Source organism: Rhodococcus sp. 06-470-2 (assembly GCF_002258235.1).
In the GTDB taxonomy this organism is placed as follows: domain Bacteria; phylum Actinomycetota; class Actinomycetes; order Mycobacteriales; family Mycobacteriaceae; genus Rhodococcoides.
Genome location: NZ_NOYB01000016.1, coordinates 215,805 through 239,121, shown reverse-complemented (window position 1 = coordinate 239,121; position 23,317 = coordinate 215,805). Strand labels below are relative to the sequence as shown.

Annotated in this window: 22 protein-coding genes; 12 read left to right on the top strand and 10 right to left on the bottom strand. The window is 64.3% G+C overall.

Annotation, left to right across the window (positions count from 1 at the left end):
- Nucleotides 1–19: 19 nt before the first annotated feature.
- Complete coding sequence (locus CH276_RS10125; protein WP_094629219.1) at nucleotides 20–2,194, top strand: heavy metal translocating P-type ATPase; 2,175 nt, start codon at nucleotides 20–22, stop codon at nucleotides 2,192–2,194.
- On the opposite strand, the gene CH276_RS10120 is transcribed toward CH276_RS10125, so the two are convergent.
- Nucleotides 2,195–3,439 (bottom strand): KasA/KasB family beta-ketoacyl-ACP synthase, encoded by a 1,245-nt coding sequence (locus CH276_RS10120; RefSeq protein ID WP_094629218.1) that lies wholly within the window; start codon nucleotides 3,437–3,439, stop codon nucleotides 2,195–2,197.
- A 40-nt stretch (nucleotides 3,440–3,479) separates the two neighbouring features.
- Between CH276_RS10120 and CH276_RS10115 the strand changes: the two genes are divergently transcribed.
- Entirely contained in the window at nucleotides 3,480–4,043 is a 564-nt protein-coding gene (locus CH276_RS10115; RefSeq protein WP_094629059.1) for a TetR family transcriptional regulator, read from the top strand.
- Nucleotides 4,044–4,132: 89 nt separating this feature from the next.
- Here the strand turns inward: CH276_RS10115 and CH276_RS10110 are convergent, their stop codons facing one another.
- The 7 genes from CH276_RS10110 to rpsF all read right to left on the bottom strand — a co-directional run bounded on the left by CH276_RS10110 (nucleotide 4,133) and on the right by rpsF (nucleotide 10,549).
- Nucleotides 4,133–4,390 (bottom strand): DUF3297 family protein, encoded by a 258-nt coding sequence (locus CH276_RS10110; RefSeq protein ID WP_032396922.1) that lies wholly within the window; start codon nucleotides 4,388–4,390, stop codon nucleotides 4,133–4,135.
- 76 nt (nucleotides 4,391–4,466) lie between these two features.
- Nucleotides 4,467–5,861 carry a replicative DNA helicase gene (gene dnaB, locus CH276_RS10105; protein WP_032396923.1) on the bottom strand — a complete coding sequence of 465 codons (1,395 nt, stop codon included), beginning with the start codon at nucleotides 5,859–5,861 and terminating at the stop codon, nucleotides 4,467–4,469.
- A gap of 522 nt (nucleotides 5,862–6,383) precedes the next feature.
- Nucleotides 6,384–8,663, bottom strand: a complete 2,280-nt coding sequence (locus CH276_RS10100) for a SulP family inorganic anion transporter (protein WP_032396924.1) — start codon at nucleotides 8,661–8,663, stop codon at nucleotides 6,384–6,386.
- 233 nt (nucleotides 8,664–8,896) lie between these two features.
- Nucleotides 8,897–9,352 carry a 50S ribosomal protein L9 gene (rplI, locus tag CH276_RS10095; RefSeq protein ID WP_032396925.1) on the bottom strand — a complete coding sequence of 152 codons (456 nt, stop codon included), beginning with the start codon at nucleotides 9,350–9,352 and terminating at the stop codon, nucleotides 8,897–8,899.
- Between the two features lie 15 nt (nucleotides 9,353–9,367).
- On the bottom strand, nucleotides 9,368–9,610 hold the full coding sequence (gene rpsR / locus CH276_RS10090) for a 30S ribosomal protein S18 (RefSeq protein ID WP_032396926.1): 243 nt from the start codon (nucleotides 9,608–9,610) through the stop codon (nucleotides 9,368–9,370).
- Nucleotides 9,611–9,652: 42 nt separating this feature from the next.
- Complete coding sequence (locus tag CH276_RS10085) at nucleotides 9,653–10,204, bottom strand: single-stranded DNA-binding protein (protein WP_032378699.1); 552 nt, start codon at nucleotides 10,202–10,204, stop codon at nucleotides 9,653–9,655.
- A gap of 57 nt (nucleotides 10,205–10,261) precedes the next feature.
- Nucleotides 10,262–10,549 carry a 30S ribosomal protein S6 gene (rpsF, locus tag CH276_RS10080; RefSeq protein WP_008711385.1) on the bottom strand — a complete coding sequence of 96 codons (288 nt, stop codon included), beginning with the start codon at nucleotides 10,547–10,549 and terminating at the stop codon, nucleotides 10,262–10,264.
- A 161-nt stretch (nucleotides 10,550–10,710) separates the two neighbouring features.
- On the opposite strand from rpsF, the gene CH276_RS10075 reads away from it, so the two are divergent.
- The 4 genes from CH276_RS10075 (at nucleotide 10,711) to CH276_RS10060 (ending at nucleotide 13,722) form a co-directional block, all read left to right on the top strand.
- Nucleotides 10,711–12,114 (top strand): glycosyltransferase family 87 protein, encoded by a 1,404-nt coding sequence (locus CH276_RS10075; protein WP_094629058.1) that lies wholly within the window; start codon nucleotides 10,711–10,713, stop codon nucleotides 12,112–12,114.
- A 21-nt stretch (nucleotides 12,115–12,135) separates the two neighbouring features.
- Entirely contained in the window at nucleotides 12,136–12,834 is a 699-nt protein-coding gene (locus tag CH276_RS10070; protein ID WP_094629057.1) for a response regulator transcription factor, read from the top strand.
- Complete coding sequence (locus CH276_RS10065) at nucleotides 12,834–13,229, top strand: hypothetical protein (RefSeq protein ID WP_094629056.1); 396 nt, start codon at nucleotides 12,834–12,836, stop codon at nucleotides 13,227–13,229. The genes CH276_RS10070 and CH276_RS10065 overlap by 1 nt, the downstream gene beginning before the upstream one ends.
- 127 nt (nucleotides 13,230–13,356) lie before the next feature.
- Nucleotides 13,357–13,722 carry a helix-turn-helix transcriptional regulator gene (locus CH276_RS10060; RefSeq protein ID WP_032396930.1) on the top strand — a complete coding sequence of 122 codons (366 nt, stop codon included), beginning with the start codon at nucleotides 13,357–13,359 and terminating at the stop codon, nucleotides 13,720–13,722.
- Nucleotides 13,723–13,745: 23 nt separating this feature from the next.
- Here the strand turns inward: CH276_RS10060 and CH276_RS10055 are convergent, their stop codons facing one another.
- Together CH276_RS10055 and CH276_RS10050 are read right to left on the bottom strand one after the other, a co-directional pair.
- Nucleotides 13,746–14,843 (bottom strand): DUF475 domain-containing protein, encoded by a 1,098-nt coding sequence (locus tag CH276_RS10055; RefSeq protein ID WP_094629055.1) that lies wholly within the window; start codon nucleotides 14,841–14,843, stop codon nucleotides 13,746–13,748.
- Between the two features lie 91 nt (nucleotides 14,844–14,934).
- Nucleotides 14,935–15,510, bottom strand: coding sequence for a TerD family protein (locus CH276_RS10050; RefSeq protein WP_032396932.1), 576 nt, complete (start codon nucleotides 15,508–15,510; stop codon nucleotides 14,935–14,937).
- A gap of 220 nt (nucleotides 15,511–15,730) precedes the next feature.
- Between CH276_RS10050 and CH276_RS10045 the strand changes: the two genes are divergently transcribed.
- From CH276_RS10045 to CH276_RS10020, 6 genes are read left to right on the top strand one after another with little or no spacing between them, the layout of a single operon-like run.
- Nucleotides 15,731–16,816, top strand: coding sequence for a hypothetical protein (locus CH276_RS10045; RefSeq protein WP_045200629.1), 1,086 nt, complete (start codon nucleotides 15,731–15,733; stop codon nucleotides 16,814–16,816).
- A 23-nt stretch (nucleotides 16,817–16,839) separates the two neighbouring features.
- On the top strand, nucleotides 16,840–17,988 hold the full coding sequence (locus CH276_RS10040) for an HpcH/HpaI aldolase/citrate lyase family protein (RefSeq protein WP_094629217.1): 1,149 nt from the start codon (nucleotides 16,840–16,842) through the stop codon (nucleotides 17,986–17,988).
- A complete protein-coding gene (locus tag CH276_RS10035) occupies nucleotides 17,985–20,318 on the top strand; it encodes a phosphoribosyltransferase (protein ID WP_094629054.1) in 2,334 nt (777 codons plus the stop codon). Before CH276_RS10040 ends, CH276_RS10035 begins: the two co-directional genes overlap by 4 nt.
- Nucleotides 20,315–21,118, top strand: coding sequence for an HAD family hydrolase (locus tag CH276_RS10030; protein WP_176459189.1), 804 nt, complete (start codon nucleotides 20,315–20,317; stop codon nucleotides 21,116–21,118). The genes CH276_RS10035 and CH276_RS10030 overlap by 4 nt, the downstream gene beginning before the upstream one ends.
- 40 nt (nucleotides 21,119–21,158) lie before the next feature.
- A complete protein-coding gene (locus tag CH276_RS10025; protein WP_094629053.1) occupies nucleotides 21,159–22,544 on the top strand; it encodes a PPE domain-containing protein in 1,386 nt (461 codons plus the stop codon).
- A gap of 2 nt (nucleotides 22,545–22,546) precedes the next feature.
- Nucleotides 22,547–23,293 carry an ESX secretion-associated protein EspG gene (locus CH276_RS10020; protein WP_094629052.1) on the top strand — a complete coding sequence of 249 codons (747 nt, stop codon included), beginning with the start codon at nucleotides 22,547–22,549 and terminating at the stop codon, nucleotides 23,291–23,293.
- Nucleotides 23,294–23,317 lie beyond the last annotated feature (24 nt).

Here is a 23,317-nt window from a genome sequence, read left to right as displayed (position 1 = left end):
CAGTCGGCCGAACATGACGATGCTCGTCGAACATTCCCTCGATGCAGCTCCCGACCGCGCGGATGGCATCGAGATCCTGTCCGATGCCGCCGGCCGCATGCGGCTTCGCGTCGACTGGCTTCGATCGAGTCCGGGTCGCGCGGTCGCCGTCGAAGATCACGTCGACAAGATTCGCGGCGTTCGAGCTGTCCACGCGTACCCCCGCACCGCATCGGTCGTCATCTGGTACTCCCGCTCGCGCATCGACCGGGCCGAGCTGTTCGATGCCGTGAACGCAGGTCGCACCACCGACTGGGGACTTGTGCCCGTCCGAAGCCCACGCTCTGCGGACGTCACCAGCGGTGATGTCCTACGCATGACCATCGGCGGAGCGGCCCTGGTCCTGCTCGGCTTCCGTCGCTACGCCTTCCGACGGCCGCCCCTCCTCGGACCCACCAGCCGCGTCGTGGCGACCGGCGCCACCATCTTCACCGGCTATCCATTCCTGAAGGGAGCGCTGCGCTCGCTGACCGGAAACCGGTCCGCCGGGACCGACGCACTCGTCAGCGCCGCCACCGTGGCCAGTCTGGTGCTCCGTGAGAACGTTGTTGCCCTGACCGTGCTGTGGCTGCTCAACATCGGTGAATATCTGCAGGAGCTGACGCTCAAGCGCACTCGTCGCGCGATCTCCGATCTCCTGACCGGCACGCAGGACACCGCGTGGATTCGCCTTCCGGCCGGTTCCGAGATCTCCGTCGACGTCGACCGGCTGGAGATCGGCGACGAAGTCGTCGTGCACGATCACGTCGGCGTGCCCGTTGACGGGACCGTCGTAGACGGTGACGCGGTGGTCGACCAATCCGCCATCACCGGTGAGACATTGCCGGTGTCGATAGCTGCAGGCGACAGGATCCATGCCGGGTCCGTCGTTGTCCGTGGACGCATCGTCGTCCGCGCGTCTGCGGTAGGCCGCGATACGACGATCGGCCGCATCATCTCGCGCGTCGAGGAGGCACAGGAAGACCGCGCCCCGATTCAGACTGTGGGAGAGAACTTCTCACGCCGCTTCGTACCCGCGTCGTTCATCCTGTCGGGCCTCACGCTCCTGGTCACCCGCGATGTCCGACGGGCGATGACCATGCTGCTCGTCGCGTGCCCGTGTGCGGTGGGTCTGTCGACTCCGACGGCCATCAGCGCCGCCATCGGAAACGGTGCTCGCCGGGGGATTCTCATCAAGGGCGGATCGCACCTGGAACAAGCAGGCAGGGTCGATGCCTTCGTGTTCGACAAGACCGGGACCCTCACCGTCGGACGCCCGGTCGTCACCAATGTCGTGTCATTCCAGGACGACTGGGAGCCGGAGCAGGTGCTGGCGTATGCCGCCAGTTCCGAGATCCACTCTCGGCATCCGTTGGCGGAGGCCGTGATTCGCAGCACCGAGGAACGCCATATCGTGATTCCTCCGCACGAGGAATGCGAAGTACTCGTCGGCCTCGGCATGCGTACCGTCGCAGACGGTCGGACTCTGCTGCTGGGCAGCCCGTCACTGCTGCGCAGCGAGAACGTCACCGTCTCCGACCATGCGGCCGAATGGGTTTCGCGCTTGCAGCGTGAGGCCGAGACTCCGCTGCTGCTGGCGGTGGACGGCGTACTGGTCGGGTTGATCAGCCTGCGTGACGAGGTCCGATCCAATGCTCTGGACGTATTGAACGCGCTCCGCGCCGACGGTGTGGAACGGATCGTCATGCTCACCGGAGATCACCCGGAGACCGCCGCGGCCGTCGCCGCCGAACTGGGCATCGCCGAGTGGCGAGCCGAGGTGATGCCCGACGACAAACTCGACGCCGTCCGCAAACTCCAAGAAGAGGGATACGTCGTCGCGATGGTCGGAGACGGCACCAACGACGCTCCCGCGCTCGCCGTCGCAGATATCGGTATCGCAATGGGATTGGCGGGCACCGATGTTGCCGTCGAAACGGCCGACGTAGCTCTGGCCAGCGACGACCTGACACGGTTGCTCGACGTTCGCGATCTCGGTCGGCACTCGGTATCGGTGATCCGGCAGAACTACGGAATGTCGATCGCCGTGAACGCTCTGGGCCTCCTGGTCAGCGCCGGTGGAGCACTCTCTCCGGTGCTCGCCGCGATCCTGCACAACGCGTCCTCGGTCGCGGTGGTCGGCAACAGCTCCCGACTGATCCGATACCGAATCTGATCAGTAAAGCTCCGACACGAGGGCGACGTTGTGTCCGCCGAACCCGATCGACGTACTCAATGCATAGTCGATCTTCTGGCTCCGCCTCGAACGAACGACATCGAGATCGATTGCAGGGTCCTGATTGTCGAGGTTCAGAGTGGGCGGCACCACCGAATCTCTGATCGAGAGCATTGTCAGGATCGCCTCCAGTGCGCCGACAGCACCGATGGAATGACCGAGTGCGGACTTCGGTGCGTAGACGCACGCGTGACCCACAGTGGCGGCAATAGCCTTGGCCTCCGACAGATCACCTACTGGAGTCGCAGTTGCATGTGCATTGACGTGACCGATGTCCTGAGCACTCAAACCCGCTGTGTCGATGGCCTTTTCCATTGCCTTGCGAATTCCCCGACCCTCCGGATCCGGTGCCACGATATGAAACCCGTCCGAGGTGATGCCGGCACCGAGAAGGCGGCCGTGAATATGCGCACCGCGAGCTACTGCATGCCGCTCCGACTCCACGATCAGCAACGCCCCGGCTTCACCGAACACGAAACCGTCACGGTCACGATCGAAAGGCCTCGAAGCGCGCGTCGGCTCGTCGTTGCGGGTGCTCATCGCGCGCATCATCGAGAAGCCGGCTATCGGCACCGCATCGATATGTCCTTCGACGCCTCCAGTGATCACGACGTCTGCCTCACCCGTCGCGATCAGTCTCCATGCGTGAGCCAACGCCTCCGAACCCGACGAGCATGCCGACACCGGAGTGAACACCCCCGCCCGCGCGCCGACCTCGAGTCCGATGTGCGCGGCAGGTCCGTTGGGCATCACCATCGGTACCGACATCGGCGACACCTTTCGGTAGCCACCTGCCCTCATGGCGTCGACTGCACCGATCAGAGCGTCGCCGCCGCCCAATCCGGTGCCCACTGCCACGGCAAGTCGATCCGGGTCCATATCAGCGAGCCCGGAATCACTCCACAGACGCCGTCCGAGCACTACCGCCAACTGCCCGACGAAGGACAGTCTCCGCTGCTCCACGCGGGTCAGATGATCGGAGAGCGCCATCTGCAAAACGCCTCCGATGCGAACCGGCAGATCGTATTCCGACACGAAGTCGTTCTCGAGGCGGCCAATGCCGCTCTGGCCGTCGAGCAGACGCTTCCAGGTTTCATCGGCGTCGTCGGCCAGTGCCGTCGAGGCTACGTACCCGGTCACGACCGCATTGCGTGGATGCGTTTGTGTAGCGATCGGTTCACTCATACCCACCATCAGTACATGTAGCGACCGGTACAGTCAACTCATGGCCCGTCCCCTCGATCACGACAAGCGTGCCGAACTGCTCGGCCGCGTCGTCGACTACATCGGCACTCACGGTCTCGACGATCTGACCCTTCGCCCCCTGGCCGCCGAACTCGGCACCAGCTCGCGAATGTTGATCTACTACTTCGATTCTCGTGAGAACTTGATCGTGCAGGCACTGACCAGCCAGCGGCCGGCATTCGCGGAAATGTTCGGCGACGTCGACACTGCCGACCAACTCGAGAGGCGACTGCTCGAATTGTGGAAGTCGATGTCCGAGGGTGAAGACGCGGTCAGCTCACGAATCCTTATGCAGGTCATCGGCATTGCGTCCATCAAGTCCGGCGTTCTCGCGGACTTCGCACGCGAGAGCGTTCGGGCACTGACCGACGCTTTGGCCAGTGCGATGGCACGCTGCGGGATGGACTCGACCGCGGCCTCGGTTCAGGCGACAATCGTCGGGGCCGGATTCCGAGGGCTGCTGCTCGACCGCTTCACCACGGAGGATTCCGCGCGCACCGACGCGGCCGCCGCGATGCTCTTTCGCGCTGCAGCGCGTGTTTGAAGGACCGCCTAGTTACATTGGTGCCGGACTATGACGAGATCTGTATGGCCGCGACTGGTCGCAGCCCCGGACCTGAACGTCGAAGACCGCTATTTCGCGTCGCGGAAGTACGGTTCGACCGTGCCCTTGAGCTTGACGAGCATGGGATTTCCGTAGCGATCCTTCGCGGTGGGGACTTCGACTCGCACCCAACCCTCGGTCACGTTGTATTCGCGAACACTGGTCTTCTCGACGCCGTTGAAGCGAATACCGACGTCCCGGCGAAGAACCTCTTCGTTGTAGAAGGGGCTCCGCGGATCGATCGCGAGGTGATTCGGTGGAACGTCTGTGTGCTGGTCCTCTGACATGAATTACTTTCGTCGAATGCTGAGATAAGGGCTTGGTTGATTCCTGAAGAGAATACGCGACCCAGCGCTGTCGGCCCTAGCCCCGCGCCATGTCCACGAATCTGGACAAGTGAAGTTGGTGTGCCACAGTGATTGTCGCGGTCGGGCCGTTACGGTGCTTACCGAGAATCAGGTCGGCCTCACCGCCACGAGGGTCGTCGCGCTCGATTGCGTCGGGGCGGTGCAGCAGAATCACCATGTCGGCGTCCTGCTCCAGTGAGCCGGACTCACGGAGGTCCGAGACCATCGGCTTCTTGTCGGTTCGCTGCTCCGGGCCACGGTTGAGCTGGCAGACCGCGACCACCGGGCATTCGAGTTCCTTGGCCAACAGCTTGAGCTGACGGGAGAAGTCCGAGACCTCCTGCTGACGGGATTCGACCTTCTTGCCGGACGACATCAGCTGAAGGTAGTCCACCACAATGAGCTTCAGTCCGTTGCGCTGCTTGAGGCGACGTGCCTTGGCACGGATCTCCATCATCGTCAGGTTCGGGGAGTCGTCGACGAAGAGCGGTGCTTCGCTGATCTCGCTCATGCGCCGGGCCAGCTTGGTCCAGTCGTCGTCGGTCATCTTTCCCGAACGCATGTCACCGAGCTTGATCTTCGCCTCGGCGGACAACAGTCGCATGACGATCTCGGTACGACTCATTTCCAGGGAGAAAATGACACTGGGCATGCCGTGCTTGATCGAGCACGAACGCATGAAATCCATACTTAGGGTCGACTTACCCACGCCGGGCCTCGCCGCCACGATGATCATCTGACCCGGGTGCAGGCCGTTGGTGATTTCGTCGAGTTCGGCGAATCCTGTTGGTACGCCGAGGGATATGCCGCCACGGCTAGCGATGGAGTCGATTTCGTCCATCGTGGGCTGCAGCAACTCCTCGAGGGGGAGGAAGTCCTCGGAGGTGCGGCGTTCGGTGACCTCGTACACCTCGGCCTGCGCACGGTCGACCACCTCGGCCACGTCCTGGCCGTCGGCTCCGGCGTAGCCGAACTGCACGATGCGGGTACCGGCCTGCACGAGCCGGCGCAGAATCGACTTCTCCGCGACGATCTCGGCGTAGTACCCGGCATTGGCTGCCGTCGGCGTCGTCTGCGTCAGGGTGATCAGGTACGGGGGGCCGCCGATGCGCTTGAGCTCACCGCGACGGTCCAGCTCGGCCGATACGGTGACCGGGTCGGCAGGCTCACCGCGGCTGTAGAGGTCGAGGATCGCGTCGTACACGTTCTGGTGGGCCGGGCGATAGAAATCGCCGGGACGGAGCACTTCGAGCACATCGGCAATCGCGTCCTTGCTCAGCAGCATGCCGCCGAGTACGGACTGTTCGGCCGCCATGTCCTGTGGGGGCTGGCGACCGAAATCCTCGCCGGGTCCCTCGCTGGAGGAGGGGCCGGAGTAGTCGGACTGTCCTCGATCGTCCACAACTGCCACGCGAACCGGCCGTCCTCTCCCCATTGTCGTCGGCACCGTGGAATATCACCCGGCGGTGCTGTGTAGCAAGTTCTACCCCCGGGCACCGACAGGTCCTGCTCGGCACCGGATACGCACTCTCCGGAGGCCGCTGCACGGCATCGAGAGAGACGCTGCACGGACGTTAAGCGCTATCGGCAGGAGTCACAACATGGCCTGTGGATGGAACTGTGGATGAAATGTGGATGGTGTTGAACAACGGTGTTGACCATCTGTGGACAACCTGGGTATAACTTTCCGGTTTTCAGGTTCTTCGCCAGGTCAAGGGGTGTACATAAAGTTTTCTTCCTGTGCATCGATTCGGGAGCGGCGTGTCGGCCGAATTGACAACTCGGGCGTGTTGAGTAAATGCCAGGTGAACCCAGGGGTGAATTGGGTCACACCGACTGGGATCACTCACAGAAACAGACCACTCTCCCGTTTAGACGCGAGAGGCCCGATCCCATTCTTGGAATCGGGCCCCTCGACACTCACGCCGAGACGTCAGGAGTCACTCTTCTGCGGGCAGTCCGCCGGGTCGAGGACCGTGATCTCCTGGGTACCAATCTGCAGAACTCGTGCCGACGGAATGTCGAAGAAGAGGCCGGTGATTCGTAGGCGCCCCTCGGCGTTGGCACGACCGACGACTCGATGCCGCGTGAGCGTCTGCAGCTGCACTGCGACGTTCACCATCGCCAGTTGGTCCGCCTCTCCGAAACCGAGCTCCGCCGCCTGACGACCGACCACGTGCCCGCTGCGATACGCGTCGAGGCTTGCCATCCCGTAACCCAACCACTCGGCGACGGAGGCGTCCGCGGCGTTCTCAGGGCCGCTGAGTACCGCTTTCATGGCACCGCAGCCCGAGTGCCCACAGACCACGACCGACGAGGTCCCGAGTTGATCGACACCGAACGCCAGCGCCGCCTCCACCGAGCAGTCCTGCCCCTGAGCGGGAACGAGGTTGCCCATGTTGCGGACGGTGAACAGGTCACCCGGGCCGCTGCTGGTGATCGTGTTCGGCATGACTCGCGAATCCACACAGCACAGAAACAGAGTGTCCGGATCCTGGCTGTCGGTCAGTCCCTCGAGGTGCGGACGGATGTTGGGAGCATGCGTGCGGTGGTACTCCGCAACGCCGCTCAACACCGGCCGCAGCGCCGCGGGCGAGTCCTCCTGCGCGACATCGCTCTTGAGCTGCCAGGCGCGCCACGGTGCCAACGAACTGCGTACCGTCGCCGATCCACGCTTGGGTGGCCCTTCGGCAGCCGCCGCCATGGACGCCGTACCCACTTCTTCGACTTTCACTGTGCCGCCGCCGAGTTCGTGCTGACGCATCCACTCGTTCAAGGCGTCGTGCACGGCATGGTCGAGGAAGTCTACGCCGAGGTGGACCGTGACGGCCGTGCCTGCCGGGACAGTGGACAGCACATGCGTCAACCGGGGGAGCGCGAGGAAGCTCAACGACCCCTCGGTGGTGACACGCCAGGTGCCGTCGACGGTTTCCTCGGCCCTGACCTTCGCCCACACCACCCGACGCAGCACGAGGATGATCGACAGTGCCAAACCGATCAACACACCCTCGAGCAGGTTGAGCGCCACCACTCCGACGACCGTGACCGCATAGACCGCGATGTCTCCGGTCTTGTTCGCAATCTTGATGTCCGCCAGCTTGATCAGCTGCACACCGATCATCACCAGCAACCCGGCCAGAGCTGCGAAGGGAACCAGTTCGACGATCGAGATGAACAGTACGGAGAAGATCAGAATCCACACGCCGTGCAGAATCGCCGATGCCCGAGACTTGGCACCGACCTTGACGTTGGTGGCACTGCGCACGATCACCCCGGTGATCGGCAGACCGCCGATGGCGCCTGAGGCCATGTTGCCGGCACCCTGAGCCATCAATTCACGGTCGAAGTTGGTGCGCTCACCGCTGTGCATCTTGTCGACGGCCACCGCGGAGAGCAGACTCTCGACACTGGCGATCAACGCGATGGTGATGACGCCGGTGACGAACGCACTCCACTGCCCGTCGGGCATGACCGGCAGGCTCAAGGACTCGATCAGGTTGCCGGGCAATTCGATTCGTTCGACATCGAGTGAGAAGAAGATCGAGACCGCGGTGGCGGTGACCACTGCGACCAGGGCGGCCGGCACCTTGGTGACCTTGGCCAGCACGCCGGACAACTCGCTCAACCGTGGCCAGGCGAACATCAGCACGACCACAATTCCGCCGACGACGATCGACGGCCACTGGCCGTTCGCGACGGATGTAGGGATGGCGAGGACGTTCTGGACCGCAGAACTTTCGGATTCCCCACCGAGAAGCACGTGAATCTGTTGCAGCGCAATGGTTATACCGATTCCGGCGAGCATCGCATGCACCACGACGGGCGAGATGGCCAACGCACTGCGCGCAATCCGGCTCATTCCCAGCAGGATCTGCACAGCACCGGCCAGGACGGTGATGGCGCACGTTACGCCCCACCCGAATTGGTTGACCAACTCGGCAACCACGACGGTCAGGCCTGCCGCGGGACCACTGACCTGCAGCGGTGATCCGCCGAGTATGCCGGCAAGAATGCCGCCGACCACAGCGGCAATGAGACCGGCCATGATCGGCGCGCCCGATGCGACGGCGATACCGATCGAAAGTGGCACTGCAACAAGGAAAACGACCAACGAGGCCGGTACGTCGTATTTCAGGATCGACCCGACGCGAGACTGCGGCTCGAGTCGGGTCTCGGGACTGGGGTCGGAATCGGGTTCCACGGTCGTGGTCACGGCAGCGTTCCTCCGGGCGTCTAGGCGTCAGGTCGGGTGAATCCAGTTGGTGATGATGTTCGATGTCGCCCCGCCTAAAGAGTACGCAAAGCTTTGCTCACGAACGTCCGAAGAGAGATGCTTCACAAATCGGAACCCATTGCGACAGTTGATCTTTGTGAGAAGACACGAAAAAGCCCCACGAACCGAGGTTCGTGGGGCTTTGTTCGACCGAAACGGGCCGAAAGCTGAAATCAGCTTCCGACGACATCCAGCTTGAACTTGGCGGTCACGTCGGGGTGCAGGTTCACGACGATGTCGTGCTTGCCCGTGCTCTTGACGTGAGCCTTCGGCAGATCGATGCTGCGCTTGTCGACGACCGGGCCACCGGCAGCCTTCAGAGCAGAAGCGACGTCCGACGCGGTGACCGAGCCGAACAGCTTGCCCGAGTCGCCCGCGGTCTTCACGGAGAGCGTGACGGCCTCGAGGCCTTCGATGGCCTGCTTGAGCTCGTTGGCGTGCTCGAGGCCGCGGACGGCACGAGCTTCCTGAGCGCGGCGGATGCCGTCGACCTGCTTCTGAGCTCCACGGGTGGCCTGGATGGCCAATCCGCGGGGCAGCAGGAAGTTACGGCCGTAGCCGTCCTTGACCTCTACGGTGTCGCCAGGCGCACCGAGGTTGTCCACATCAGCGGTGAGGATCAGTTTCATACCAATCGCCCCTTTCTATCGAGCCGTCGCGGCGTAAGGCAGCAGTGCTACCTCACGCGAGTTCTTCACGGCAACGGCCACGTCACGCTGATGCTGGACGCAGTTGCCGGTGACACGGCGAGCACGGATCTTTCCGCGATCGCTGACGTACTTACGCAGCAACGTCGTGTCCTTGTAATCGATCGACGTGTTCTTTTCCTTGCAGAAGGAACACGCTTTCTTCTTGAGCACCTTGTCGCGCAATGGCGGTTTGGGCATGGGTCTTTCTCCGTTACATCTGGTTGTTCTCGATCGAAGGATCTAGAACGGTGGCTCTTCGTCTCCGCCACGTCCGCCGAAGGAGCCCGACGCCGCCGGGGCACTGCCCCAGGGATCGTCTCCGCCGGAACCGGAGTTGGACGAGGAGTTCGAGCGGCCGCCGCTCGATCCGCCGGAGGAACCGGAGCCGGAGCCGGAGTTGAAGCCGCCTCCGCCGCCACCTCCACCGCGGTTGGCCTTGTTGACCTTTGCGGTGGCGTAGCGGAGTGAAGGTCCGATCTCGTCTACCTCGAGCTCGACGACTGTCCGCTTCTCACCCTCACGCGTCTCGTACGAGCGCTGCCGCAGCCGTCCGCTCACGATCACTCGCGAGCCTCGGGTCAAGCTCTCGGCAACGTTCTCCGCTGCCTCGCGCCAGATGTTGCAGCGCATGAAGAGCGCGTCGCCGTCTTTCCACTCGTTCGTCTGACGATCGAATGTGCGCGGGGTGGATGCAACCGTGAAGTTGGCAACCGCCGCGCCGGCGGGGGTGAATCGAAGTTCTGGATCAGCCGTCAAGTTTCCGATGACGGTGATGACGGTCTCGCCTGCCATGGTTCCTCTTTCAGTAGTAAGCGTTGTAGATGCCAGCCTAGAGGCGGGCAACGACAATTACTTGCCCTGTCGCAGGACCTTCGTGCGCAGAACGGACTCGTTGAGTCCGAGCTGACGATCGAGCTCGCTGACGGTGGCAGGCTCGGCGTTGAGGTTCACAACGGCGTAGATGCCCTCGGCATGCTTGAGGATTTCGTAGGCCAGACGACGCTTGCCCCACACATCGACCTTGTCGACGGTGCCGCCATCCTTGCGAACGACGTTGAGGAACGTGTCGAGCGACGGAGCGACAGTGCGCTCGTCCAGATTGGGGTCGAGAATGACCATCAATTCGTAATGACGCATAAGACCTCATCACCTCCTGTGGACTAGTGAAAACGGCCACGGACTGTCCGTGGCAGGAGGGTCGTTGCGTCAGCAACCCCTCGAAGATACACGACAGGGCCCTGACCTGCTAATTCGCGTCGGGCGCACGGTCCGGCCCTCACGCGTCATACTCTTGCACCATGCGATCCGGGGTCCGCGCCAATCCGATGACGGTCGTCGTGGTCGTCGCGATGGCTGCGCTGGGATTGATTCTGGGATATCTGAACAAGGCCCGATGCGCGGTCGCGCCGTTCGACGCCTCCGGACGCAGCACGGTGTTCGACGCCATCAAGGATTCCTCGGTCTGCTACTCCGACATCCAATTCCTGTGGCTCGGCCGAGACATCGACAATCACATCTTTCCCTACATTCACGGTGCCATCACCAGCGACGGGATCCTCACCGGCGGGACAGTGGAGTATCCCGTCCTCAGTGGGTTGCTGATGTGGCTCGGAGCAATCCCGGCTCACACCGATGCACAGTTCCTGCTGACCTCGGCGTTGATTCTGGCACCGTTCGGTCTGCTCACCGCCTGGATGCTCGGGCGGATGGCCGGCTGGTCCGCGTTGCTGTGGTCGATCGGCCCACCTGTGGTGATGTACGCCTTCCACAACTGGGAACTTCCGGTCGTGGCCGCTGCCGTCGGCGCGATCTTCGTCATGACCCTGCCGATGCCGCTGCGGCGCAGAGCGATTCTCGCGTCTGTGCTGTTGGCCGTCGGATTCTGCCTCAAGCTCTACCCGGGAGCTTTCGTATTGCCCCTGATCGCGTACGTGGTCACCGGCGGCATCGACGGGCGCGAGTCCGCCGACACCATCCGGGGTCGCTGGGACGTCCGCGGCGGTCTGATGGTCGCCGGTGCCGCGATCGGCACGGTCGTCGCAATCAACCTGCCGTTCGCAGTGCTCGGTTACGAGGGGTGGCGTGCATCCTTCACCTTCCAGTCGCTGAGGCAGGCAGACCTGACGACCAACTCCATCTGGTACTGGGGACTGCGCCACTTCTACATCAGCGACCAGATGACTCCCGATGCCTACGCGGAGGCCGACGCGTCCTTCCAGGATGTGGTCGATGTCGCGTCGCCGCTGCTGGTGTTCGCCGCGTTCGCACTTGCGCTGTGGCTCGGCTGGCGTCGGGCAAAGGTTTTCGGAACGTACCCGTGGGTCGCGGTGAGCGGGTCGATGCTGTGCGGATTCATGCTGCTGCACAAGGTGCACTCGCCGCAGTACACGCTGTGGCTGCTGCCGTTCCTGGTGTTGCTTCGGGTCCCGTGGGCGCTCGTCGCCGCGTATCTGGTCGTGGACCTGTCGATGGGAATCGGCGTGTTCAAGTACTTCGCCGCATTGGCCTCCGGGGTGGACGCCGAGGACGAGGAGTTCTTCGTTCTGGTGGGGGTGTGGGGACGGGCGCTGCTGCTGGTGGTGCTGTTCGTGCTGTTCATCCGTACGCGCATGCGGATTCCGATGCGCGGCAAAACAGACCGGGAGTCGGTATCATCGCGCCGACCAGCAGCGACATCGCTGACGGGATCACCGGGGCAGTAGGGCGCAGAGCGGGGCGGGGACATGACACAGGTGTCGCGATCACAGGAAAGCACAGAAAATCGGGCCACCGAAGTACGACGTGTCGGCCTCGTCGAGGACCACGAATCGGTAGCGCTCGGACTCAAGGCCATGCTCGCCGACGAACCCGACCTGGAACTGGTGTCCACCGCCGCCACCGTCGCAGAGTTGCTCGCCCAGCAGCCCACACTCGATCTGGTGGTACTCGATCTTCGGCTCGGTGACGGGTCCTCACCCCGCTCCAACGTGGAGCAACTGCACGCCGCCGGTGCGCGCGTCCTCGTCTACACCGGTGCCGAGAACGCCTTTCTGGTTCGCTCGGCAGCTCGTGCGGGCGTACTGGGCGTAGTTCGCAAGTCGGCACCGGCCGCAGCGATCGTCTCCGCGATCCGGCGCGCCGCGAGCGGGGGACAGGTCGTCACGACGGACTGGGCTGCCGCGATCGACGGCGATCCCCAGCTTCCGGACGTGGGACTCAGTCCACGCCAACGCGAAGTACTCGCCCTCTACGCGTCGGGCGAGAAAGCCGGACGCGTCGCCCGCCTGGCCGGACTGTCCGAGCAGACCGTCAACGACTACTTGGTGCGGATCCGCAACAAATACGCCGAGGCGGGGCGTCCGGCACCGACGAAGACCGATCTGTACAAGCGTGCGGTCGAGGACGGCTGGCTCCCCATGCCCGAGCTACCTCCACAGGATTGATGCAGGCCCCACTCGAAAAAATCGCCAGCGGGTCCGGTCTCGATACCGCCGAACGGCAGGCCTGCGGACTTCTCGAAGCAACTCTGCCGGATCGACTGCGGGCACCGGGACTGACGACGGACGAGGTCGCCGCGCACGCGCGGGCTGCCAGGGCACGGGGAGTGCAGGTGATTCTGCTCGACGACGGCGGGCTCACTATGGCTCATCCCACAATTTCGGACAGAGTGAGCACCGCGGTGTCCGACGCGATCAGCGGTGCGACAGGCGGGGTGGTGACCGCTCGGATACTGCCGCCTGGACGCGCGAAGATCGTATTCATCCTGGTCAGCGGCTTGAGCGCCGATGTGCGGATCGAACTCGATGCAGTCGGAGAGAAGTCTGTCGTAGCCTCGTGACACTCTGACAGGACGGTTGACGGTTCAATGCCCCAAATAATAAGGGCAGAAAACCTGCGAATTACCTGTGAGAATCGACCGCATTGGTTTAGTCGGTCTCAACTCACTTCGGCGTCCGGGAGATTAGATGTCTGCACTGCTCGAACCCTTGCCCTCCGCGAACGACTCCGGAGTCCCGACGACGCGCCGTTCACGCGGTCCGATCAGCCTCGTTCCACCCCCGATGCAGATACATCCCGTTCCCGCCGCCACGAGCCCCTTCCCGCCGCGACCGGATCTGACCGGCCGCGAGATCGAGGTGCTGCTCTGCTGGATTCGACACGACTCGAAGACCGAAGTGGCAAAGGCACTGTTTCTCTCGCTCGGCACCGTCAACACCCACCTCACCCGGATTCGGGCCAAGTACACCTCCGTCGGACGGCCGGCACCGACCAAGGCGGCCCTCGTCGCGCGCGCCCTGCAGGACGGGCTCGTCGATATCTCGGAGCTGTGAACCAGGGTCGGTGATGCCGTCGGTCAGACGCTGACGGCAGTGTCCACGCCCTCGTTCTCGAGGCGTTTGTTGCGTCGAATACTGCTCAGCAGGGCGGCCCCGATGAACAGGATTCCCACGAAGCCGGTGATCAGCTCGTTGATGTGTACACCGATCGAAACCAGCAGGATGATGGACAACGCACCGATCGCCCAGTGCGCACCGTGCTCGAGGTACACGTAATCGGACAACGTTCCCTTGCGAACCAGGAAGACCGTGATCGAGCGGACGAACATCGCACCGATGAAGCCCAGGCCGAGCGCGATGATGATCGGGTCTGCGGTGATGGCGAACGCACCGATGACACCGTCGAACGAGAACGATGCGTCGAGCACCTCGAGGTAGAGGAACAGGAAGAACCCGGCCTTACCCGTCGCCTTCGCCAGTTCGCTCGGCCCGCCGGAGGACTCTTCGCCCTCTTCTTCGACGTGGAAGAGTTCACCGAGTCCGTTCACTGCAATGTAGGTGATCATGCCCAGCACGCCGGAGACCATGACGGTGGAGATCTTGTCGTCCTCGGCGAGGAATTCGGCGCTCAGGACCAGCAGCAGGCCTGCGACGACCACGGAGAGCTGATCGAGGCGACCGATGCGGGCGAGCGGCTTTTCGAGCCAACTCAACCAGGTGATCTCGCGATCCTCGAAGATGAATCCGAGGAAGAGCATCAGCAGGAACATGCCACCGAATGCAGCGATCTGCGGATGCGCGTCGGTGAGGAGCGTCTCGTAGCTAGGTGAACCGTCCGGGAACGTTGCGGCACCGTCGGCGGGCGGGTTGAGGGCCAGGTCGATCGCGGCGACCGGACCGAGGCCCGACGCAGCCCAGACGATGACCAGCGGGAACAGCAGCCGCATGCCGAACACGGCGATGATGATGCCGATGGTGAGGAAGATCTTCTGCCAGAACTCGCTCATGCGTCGCAACACGGTGGCGTTGATGACGGCATTGTCGAAGGACAGCGACACCTCGAGTACACCGAGGATGAGGACGAGGATCATCGCCTCGATCCCGCCGTACAGAAAAGCCACGATGACGGACACGATGGTGACCGCGATCGACCATCCGAAGATCTTGACAACCACAGTCGTGGCCCTTCTCGAGACAAAGACGGAAAAACCCCCGCCCATCATGGATGACGAGGCGGGGGTACTCCCAATCTTGAGGAGGCCTTTACTACACGTTTACTCCGAAATCGCGAGCGATTCCTGCGAGTCCCGAGGCGTAGCCCTGACCGACCGCGCGGAACTTCCACTCCGCGCCGTTGCGGTACAGCTCACCGAAGACCATGGCGGTCTCGGTGGAGGCGTCCTCGCTGAGGTCGTAGCGTGCGAGCTCGGAGTTGTCGGCCTGGTTGATGACGCGGATGAACGCGTTGCGCACCTGACCGAACGACTGCGAGCGTGCGTCCGCATCGTAGATGGACACGGGGAAGACGATGGTCTCGATCTCCGGCGGTACTGCGGCGAGATCGACCTTGATCTGCTCGTCGTCTCCGTCGCCCTCACCCGTGGTGTTGTCCCCGGTGTGCTCGATGGAGCCGTCGGGAGACTTCAGGTTGTTGAAGAACACGAAGTGCCCGTCGCTCAAGGCCTTCTTCGTCGAATTCAGAGCGATGGCGCTGGCGTCGAGATCGAAGTCGGTGCCGGTCGTCGTGCGGATGTCCCATCCGAGACCGACCACGACCGCGGTCAGGTTCGGAGCTGCCTTGGTGAGCGAGACATTGCCACCCTTGCTGAGGCTGACGCCCATTGAGAGGTCCTTTCGCAATTGGTTTCCCGTTACGGGGTCAACCGTAGTGGGAATGTCCGGTTCTTGGACGTACTCAGCCAACGACTGCGACATCGCCAGGGTTCCCGTCAGTACTATCGAGCACGTGACAAGTCGCTGGCCTGGGGTGTTCCGCCGGGGTGCCGAATCGGACGCCGCCGCGCGTCGATCCCAGGACAACGCTGTCGCCGCGTTCCTCGACATGGACAAGCGTCAGTCCATCGCGTCGGCCGGCGTCGAGGCCTCCACCGCACTGCGCCCTCAGGATCGACTCGCAGGCCGATGGTCCGACACCGAGAAGCAATGTTTCGACGCCGGAGCCGCCTACCTCGCCGCCGTCGAGCAGTTCGACGGAATCACCACCCCTGCCGCCAGATCGGCGTTCGACCGAGCGACCGCGCTTCTGCACGATGCCAGCACTGCCGTCGATCGGTTCTACGACGCCCATCGAGGCACGCTCGAGCAGGCATCTGCTCAGTTCGCCGCGACCCCGCGCCTGGTCCAGGACGCGTTGGCCGAGGCAGACGCAGCCCGCTCCACCGTCGACGAGCAGTTCGCCGCCTACCCCTCACTTCGCCAGGCGTGGCGCGAACTCGATTCGGCAACAACACAATTGCAGGCCGATCAGCGCGACCCTCTGCGCGCCCGAGAGCACGCCGCCCAAGTCCGCGACCGTGCGGCCGCGCTGCGTGCTGCCGTGGACTCGGCCCCGGGACGCCTTCAGGAGGCCCGAACCGCGCTGGCCTCCGTGCGCACCCGAATCGAGGCGGTGCGAACCAGATCCGAGGGTATTGGGCCTGCCTTCTCGAGCTTGCTTCGTGAATTCAACGCCAAGAGCTCGGCGGATCTGTCCCGAAACGAACGATCCAGTGCGCGCCACATCGAGCAGGCCGACGAGGACCTGCGCGCGGCGCGTTCGGCGCTCGATTCGGGCAATCCCGAGCAGTCACTGGATCTGGTCACCCAGGCGCGCCAACACCTGAGCGATGCCGAACAACTGGTCGACGCGGTCACCGACCGAGTTCGACTGCTGCGCGCGGTCAGGGCCGATCCGAAAGAGACCGAGAACAAGGTGCGGTTCAAACTTCGTGACGCTCAACAACTCGCGATCAATCGTGGTCTGGTTGCCGAATGGGGCTCGGTGTTGGATGCTCAGCTCGCCCGGATCGACAGGGCGAGCACAGCGCTGACGGGTACCCACCCGGACTACTGGTCATATCTGCAGGATCTGGATACCATTTCGGACTTCATCGCAGGCGTGATCGACCGCATGCGAACCTCGCACTGACTACATTCACACGAAGGACAGTGGTGCAACACTTTCGCCATCTCGACGCAGACACTCGCCGACGAGTGTTCTTCATGCAACCGGAAGACATCGAGACGAGCGACGGAAACGACCTCGTGGCAACGGCTCTCGGCGCAACGCTGTACATCCCGGCCACGCGTCCGGACCTGACGGCAACGGTGAACAAACGCACCGACGAGGGTGTGCGGTCCATCGTCATCGATCTCGAAGACGCTGTCGCAGATCATGATCTGGAAGAAGCGTTGGCCAACACCGTGCGAACTCTGAACGAACTCTCGGGTTCGGGATCGCTGGTGTTCGTTCGGGCTCGTACCGCCGCCCACATCCGCAGCATCTGCGACGGCCTCGACCACGGTGCCGTAGGGCTGGCCGGATTCGTCGTACCGAAGTTCACGGCAGCACGCGGAGCCGAGTTCCTCGACGAGATCGTCGCTGCGTCGAAGACACACGGCACCCGTCTGTTCGCCATGCCGGTCCTCGAATCACCGGAGGTGGTGCACCGGGAGACCCGCGACGCGGAACTGGTTGCCATTCGCGAACTGCTCGGTGAGTACCGCGACGTCGTACTGGCGGTGCGAATCGGTGCCACCGACATGTGCGGCACGTTCGGCATCCGCCGCGACCGGGACCTGACGATCTACGACGTCCGCGTCGTCGCCGACGTCATCAGCGCGATCGTCAATCACCTGGGCCGCTACGACGGTTCGGGATTCGTCATCACCGGACCGGTGTGGGAGTACTTCGCAGACCACGAACGCATGTTCCGTCCCCTGCTGCGTCAGACGCCGTTCGTCGATCAACAGGCCGTACGCTTCCGCCAGCAACTGGTCAGCAGCGACCTCGACGCCCTGCTGCGCGAGGTGGCACTCGACCGCGCGAACGGCATTCAGGGCAAGACCGTCATCCACCCCTCGCACGTACCTGCCGTGCACGCACTGTCCGCGGTGACGCACGAGGAATACCACGATGCACTCGACATTCTCTCCTCCGACCAGGGCGGCGTCCAGGCGTCCGGCTACCGCAACAAGATGAACGAGCTCGGCCCGCACCGCAACTGGGCGAAGCAGACGGTGGTGCGGGCCAGGGCGTTCGGCGTCACCAACGAGGGAATCACGTTCGTGGATCTACTGACCGCACTGGCACAGCGATGAACACGAACCCGGCCGACGGAATCGCGCTCACCGACACCGGTTCGTCGTCGTCCTGGTCGGCCACGCAGTTGGTGCGGCCAGGTCTGCGTCGCAATCCCCGCCGCGCCCATCTGTTGGTCTCGACCGTGCTCGGCAAACACATCCCTGTGGATCCGGACGTCGTGATCGCCGCAGGCACCGAACTGGCCGCCCTGGTGCACACCGCGGTGGACGGTTCCGATGTCGACGTTCTCGGATTCGCCGAGACCGCAACGGGATTGGGCCACACGGTCGCAACGGCTCTGGGCGCGCACTGCTACCTGCACTCGACGCGCCGCGGCGTTCCCGGCATGACGGTGCACGGCGAGTTCGAGGAGGGTCACTCGCACGCCACCGACCACCTGCTGATGCCCACTTCGGCCGACCTTCTCGCCGGCGACCTGCCGTTGATACTGGTCGACGACGAGATCTCGACCGGAGCGACCGCATTGGATGCGTTGCGACAGATTCACTCCACGGCCGGGCGCGCGCACTACGTCATCGCATCCCTGGTGGACATGCGCACCGCCGAGCATCTCGCTGCAGCTGCCGCGGTGGCAACAGAACTCGGCGTTCGGATCGACAACGTGAGCCTGGCACAGGGATCCGTCGAGCTGGAGCCCGGACTGACGCAGACGGTGCTGGACCTGCCGGATCCGGTATTCAATCCCATTGCTGCACAGCCTGGTTCGGTTCATCGAGTCGACGCCCACTGGCCGGCCACCCTGCCCGACGGCGGACGCCACGGATTCCTCCGATCCGATTCGGCAGGTTTCGACTCCGCGATCGACGCCCTCGCAGCCACCGTGGATGCGTCGCTCTCCGAATCGACACCGGTGGTCGTCATCGGCCACGAGGAGCTCATGTATCTGCCGCTTCGGCTGGCGGCGGCCCTGCAGAAACTGGGGCACCGTGCGCTGTTCCAGACCACGACCCGGTCACCGGCGTACGTGCTGGACGTGCCCGACTACCCCCTGCGCCGTGGCTTCGAATTCGCTGCACCCGAGGACGAATCGGGACTGCGCTACCTCTACAACGCGTCCGCCCCGCACGAGACCACACTGGTGCTCGTGGCCGACGCCCCCGCCGACACCGACGCTCTCGCCGCCGCGGCGGAGACACTGGCAGCCTCGGGCACCGACGTACTCCTGGTGGTCGTGACGGGAGCCGACCCGGTGGCGCTCGAGGTTTCCCGGCGCGCACGCCCGCTCCGCGGACCCGAATTCGGCTCCTACGCAGCGGACGAAGTCACGTGGCTGCTCAAAGACCTCTCGTCGGTCTCCCTCGAAGCAGGAATCGAGGAGCGGGAGCAGCGCATTCAAGCCGGCGAGGCCCATTACGCCGAATCGCTTCCGGTCGAGTACCAGCCGGATCTGGCCTACCGCGAATTGTTCGAGAAAGTGCTGCAGGAAAGCGCGTCACGGCTGGCGGTCGCGGTCGGAACCGTCACCGAGGTCGTGCTGGCCGAGCGCGGGCACGACATCGCACTCGCGTCATTGGCTCGGGCGGGTACACCCGTCGGAATTCTGATGCGCCGCTGGGCATTCGCGGCCCACGGCATCGAGCTTCCCCACTACGCCGTCTCGATCGTGCGTGATCGAGGCATCGACGCCGTGGCACTGCGCTACCTCGCCGAACACCATGACTCGCGCTCGGTGGTGTTCGTCGACGGCTGGACCGGCAAGGGTGCGATCGCCCGCGAACTCACCGCCGCCCTCCGCGACTTTCCCGGTGCCGAGTTCGACGACGACCTCGCCGTGCTCGCCGATCCTGGCAACTGCGCGCGCACGTACGGCACCCGCGACGACTTCCTCATCGCGTCCGCCTGTCTCAATTCGACGGTCTCGGGCCTGGTTTCACGAACCGTGCTCAACGACAGTCTGATTCGTCCCGGGGACTTCCACGGCGCGAAGTACTACGCCGATCTCGCCCCCGACGACGTCTCGCGGCACCTGCTCGACACCGTCGCTGCGCGGTTCGACGATGTCCGCGGTGAGGTCGATGCCTCGGTGGCTGCGGTGTTGGGCTCCGACCGAACCCCCACCTGGACCGGATGGGCATCGGTGGAGAAGGTGCGTGAAGAGTACGGAATCTCGCACGTCAACTTCGTCAAACCGGGCGTCGGCGAGACCACCCGGGTGTTGCTGCGTCGTGTCCCGTGGCGGGTACTGGTGCGGGACGCCGATGCGCCCGAGCACGAACACATTCGGATGCTCGCCGCAGCCAGGGGCGTGCCGGTGGACGTGGTGCCCGACCTCGCCTATTCGTGCATGGGGCTGATCAAGAACGTCTCGAACGGGGACCCGTCGTGAGCGCTGTCGTCGCGGTGGATCTCGACCGTACGATGATCTTCTCCGAGGGCGCACTCGGGGTTCCCCTGGACGATTCGTTCGAGTGCGTCGAGATGTACGAGGGAAAACCACTGTCCTACATGAGCTCTCGCGCGGTGTCCTTGCTTCGGGAGTTGAGCGAGACCACGGTCGTGGTGCCGACCACCACGCGGACCATCGAGCAGTTTCGGCGGATCGCGTTGCCCGGGGCACCCTGGCGGTATGCCATCACCAGCAACGGGGGCAACATCCTCGTCGACGGTGTGCCGGATATGCAGTGGCGCAGCAGGTTCGAGCTGGATCTGGTAGGCATCGGCGCAGAGTTGAGATCACGGGTCTCCGAGGACTGGGTCCTCAAGTACCGCGAGGCGGACGGGCTGTTCTGCTACCTGGTGGTGAACACGTCCGCCGTGCCCGAGGGCTTCGTCGCGCAGTGGTCGCAGTGGTGCGCCGCTCGGGACTGGAACGTCTCGCAGCAGGGTCGAAAGATCTACACGATGCCCAACGCGGTGTGCAAGAGCTCTGCGGTGGCCGAGGTACGGTCTCGGCTGATCCAGGACGGCACGCTGGAGGCCGACGCTCGACTGTTCGCCGCCGGTGACGGCGCACTCGATGCCGAGATGCTCATGGCCGCAGACTCGGCCGTTCGACCACGGCACGGCGAACTCGAGCTGCTCGGATTCACCCGGCCGGGCTTGACCGTCACCGACTCCTCCGGCGTCCGGGCCAGCGAGGAGATTCTCGAGTGGCTGCGGAACCGAAGTGCCGTGCGCCGCGTCTAACTGTTCGTCGGGGAGACAGGCAGTGGGGCAAGGGGTGGGCATGACGGATCCGTACGAGGAACTCGCAGCGACGATCGACAACATCGTCACCAGTGCGTTCGTGACGCCGGTCGGCCCCGAATTTCTCGGCTCCGTTCTGCAAGCGGCATTCGAGAAGGCGAACGTGGCCCTCGACTACCGCGGCGAGTTCGAGCCGACCGAGGTGGTCATCACCGAGGCGTTCGAGGTGATGCCGCACGAGGAGATCGTGGCCATGGTCGGATCGCTGGGAACCGAGACCATCGGGAACTCGTCCAAGAACTGGAACGACTTGTCCGCTGCCGCTACCACCGGATCCGACGCCTTCCGGTCCGGCATCGAGGCGGCCATGACGTCGGGCTGGTCGGGACCGACAGCCGACGCCGTCCGTGGCGGCGTGGCCGACTACGTGTCGTCTGCGACCGCGCTGTCCACCTCGATGAGCCTGATCAGCAACAAATTACTCGAGGCGCATTCCGGATTCACGCAGACGCAATCGAGGATGCCGCCGGTGGTTGCGGCACCCGTGAGCAGCATGATCGATTCCCTTCTGCCCATTCCCTTCGCCGCGAAGGACGCAGCGTCCGCCCGCGAGGAGCAGCAGGAAGAAGCTCGTCGAATCATGCGCTCGGTCTACGTACCAGGGGTGTTGCAGTCCGATTCCGAGGTGCCGGTGCTACCGGCAGCGCACAACCCGGTCGCAGACAGTGCCCCCTCCAGCGGAGGCTGGGGACTCGGGAACTCCGCGGGGGACGGCAGCCTCGGCTTGAGTTCCCGAAACCGGAGCGCGAACGGAACAGATTCGGCGGCCCCGACGGCTGCAACACAGGCACCACCCGGCGGCGCCGAAGGTGCCGATACGGGTCGGACCGGTACGCCGTCGGAGCAGGCGGGGGCCGGCGGTTCGGGTTCCTTGCCTCCTGCCGACAACTCCGGTGACACTCGGGCCGCATCGGCCACCGAGCCCGGCGCTTCCGGTGGTGCGGGTTCCGGGCTGGGCGCAGGTCCCGGCAGCGGCTACGGCGGAACAGGACCGGGCAGTGGCGGCTTCGCGGGATCCAATGGTTCGGGCTACGGCGGCGCGGGATACCCAGGTGGATCCGGAAACGGTTCCGGTGCCGGATCAGGTTACGGCAGCTCGGTTCTCGGCCCTCCGATCGGCGGCGGGACGGGCGGCGGCGGGGCAGGCAGCAATGGGGCGGGCGGCGGACTCGGCAGCGCAGCAGCGGCCGGCCGCGCGGGAGCGCACGGTATGCCGGGAATGGGTGCCGTGGGCGCACCGGGCACACGGGGAGCGGGCGACAACGACGGCGAACACGCGACTCCCGGTTACCTGGTGGACGTGAGCAACGGCAGCGAACTGATCGGCGATCTGCCCCTCGTCGCACCTCCGGTACTCGGCGGCTGACGATGACGACCTGGACCATGCCCGGCATCGATTTCATGATGCTGTGCAGTCGATTCGGACGCGACCGACTGCCGTACCCCCTGGCGGTCACCATCGACGTCGATACCGTGGACGAACTGCGACAACTGCGGCTCGAGGCGTCGGCAAGGATCGACGCGATGGTGGACGAGGAGCTCGGCGCAGCTGTTCGGAGCGTCGTCGACCCGATGGTTCGTATCGAATGTCGCGGCGAGACAACCGATTCCCCCAACGCAACCGTGCGCAGCCACGCAGCGATTCGCCACGACACGGCCGCGGTACTGACTCAGCAACCGGGGCCCGACGCCTCCTGCGGTGGTGCCGTCACCATCGAACTGACCGGCCCGGCCCGTGCCCCCGCCCTGGTTCTCGGGCCCGTGCCGAGTATCACGGCCGGCCACCGACCGGCCGAGCGACTCGAACGTGCCACTGCCGCAGCGACATCGGGTGGCACGCATCTGTCCACCGCAACGCGAGGCGCGACCGCGGACGAGCAGTTCCGGTCGTTCTTCGACCGCCCACGGTCGGCAGTCGGCGAGATCATCGTCGCGCGCGGCAAGACCTACGACAACCGCCGCGACACCGACGCCGTCTCGTTCTTCTGGATGGACTTCGATCGGGACGGCCGGTACATCGTGCACTCCGCCGAGTCGATCGAGATAGCGCCTGCCGATACCGCCGGCTTGGCGTCGGAGATCGAAGGGCACGTGGCGGTCGCGCTGAGGCAATGACTGCGCGCCCTTGACACCGTATCG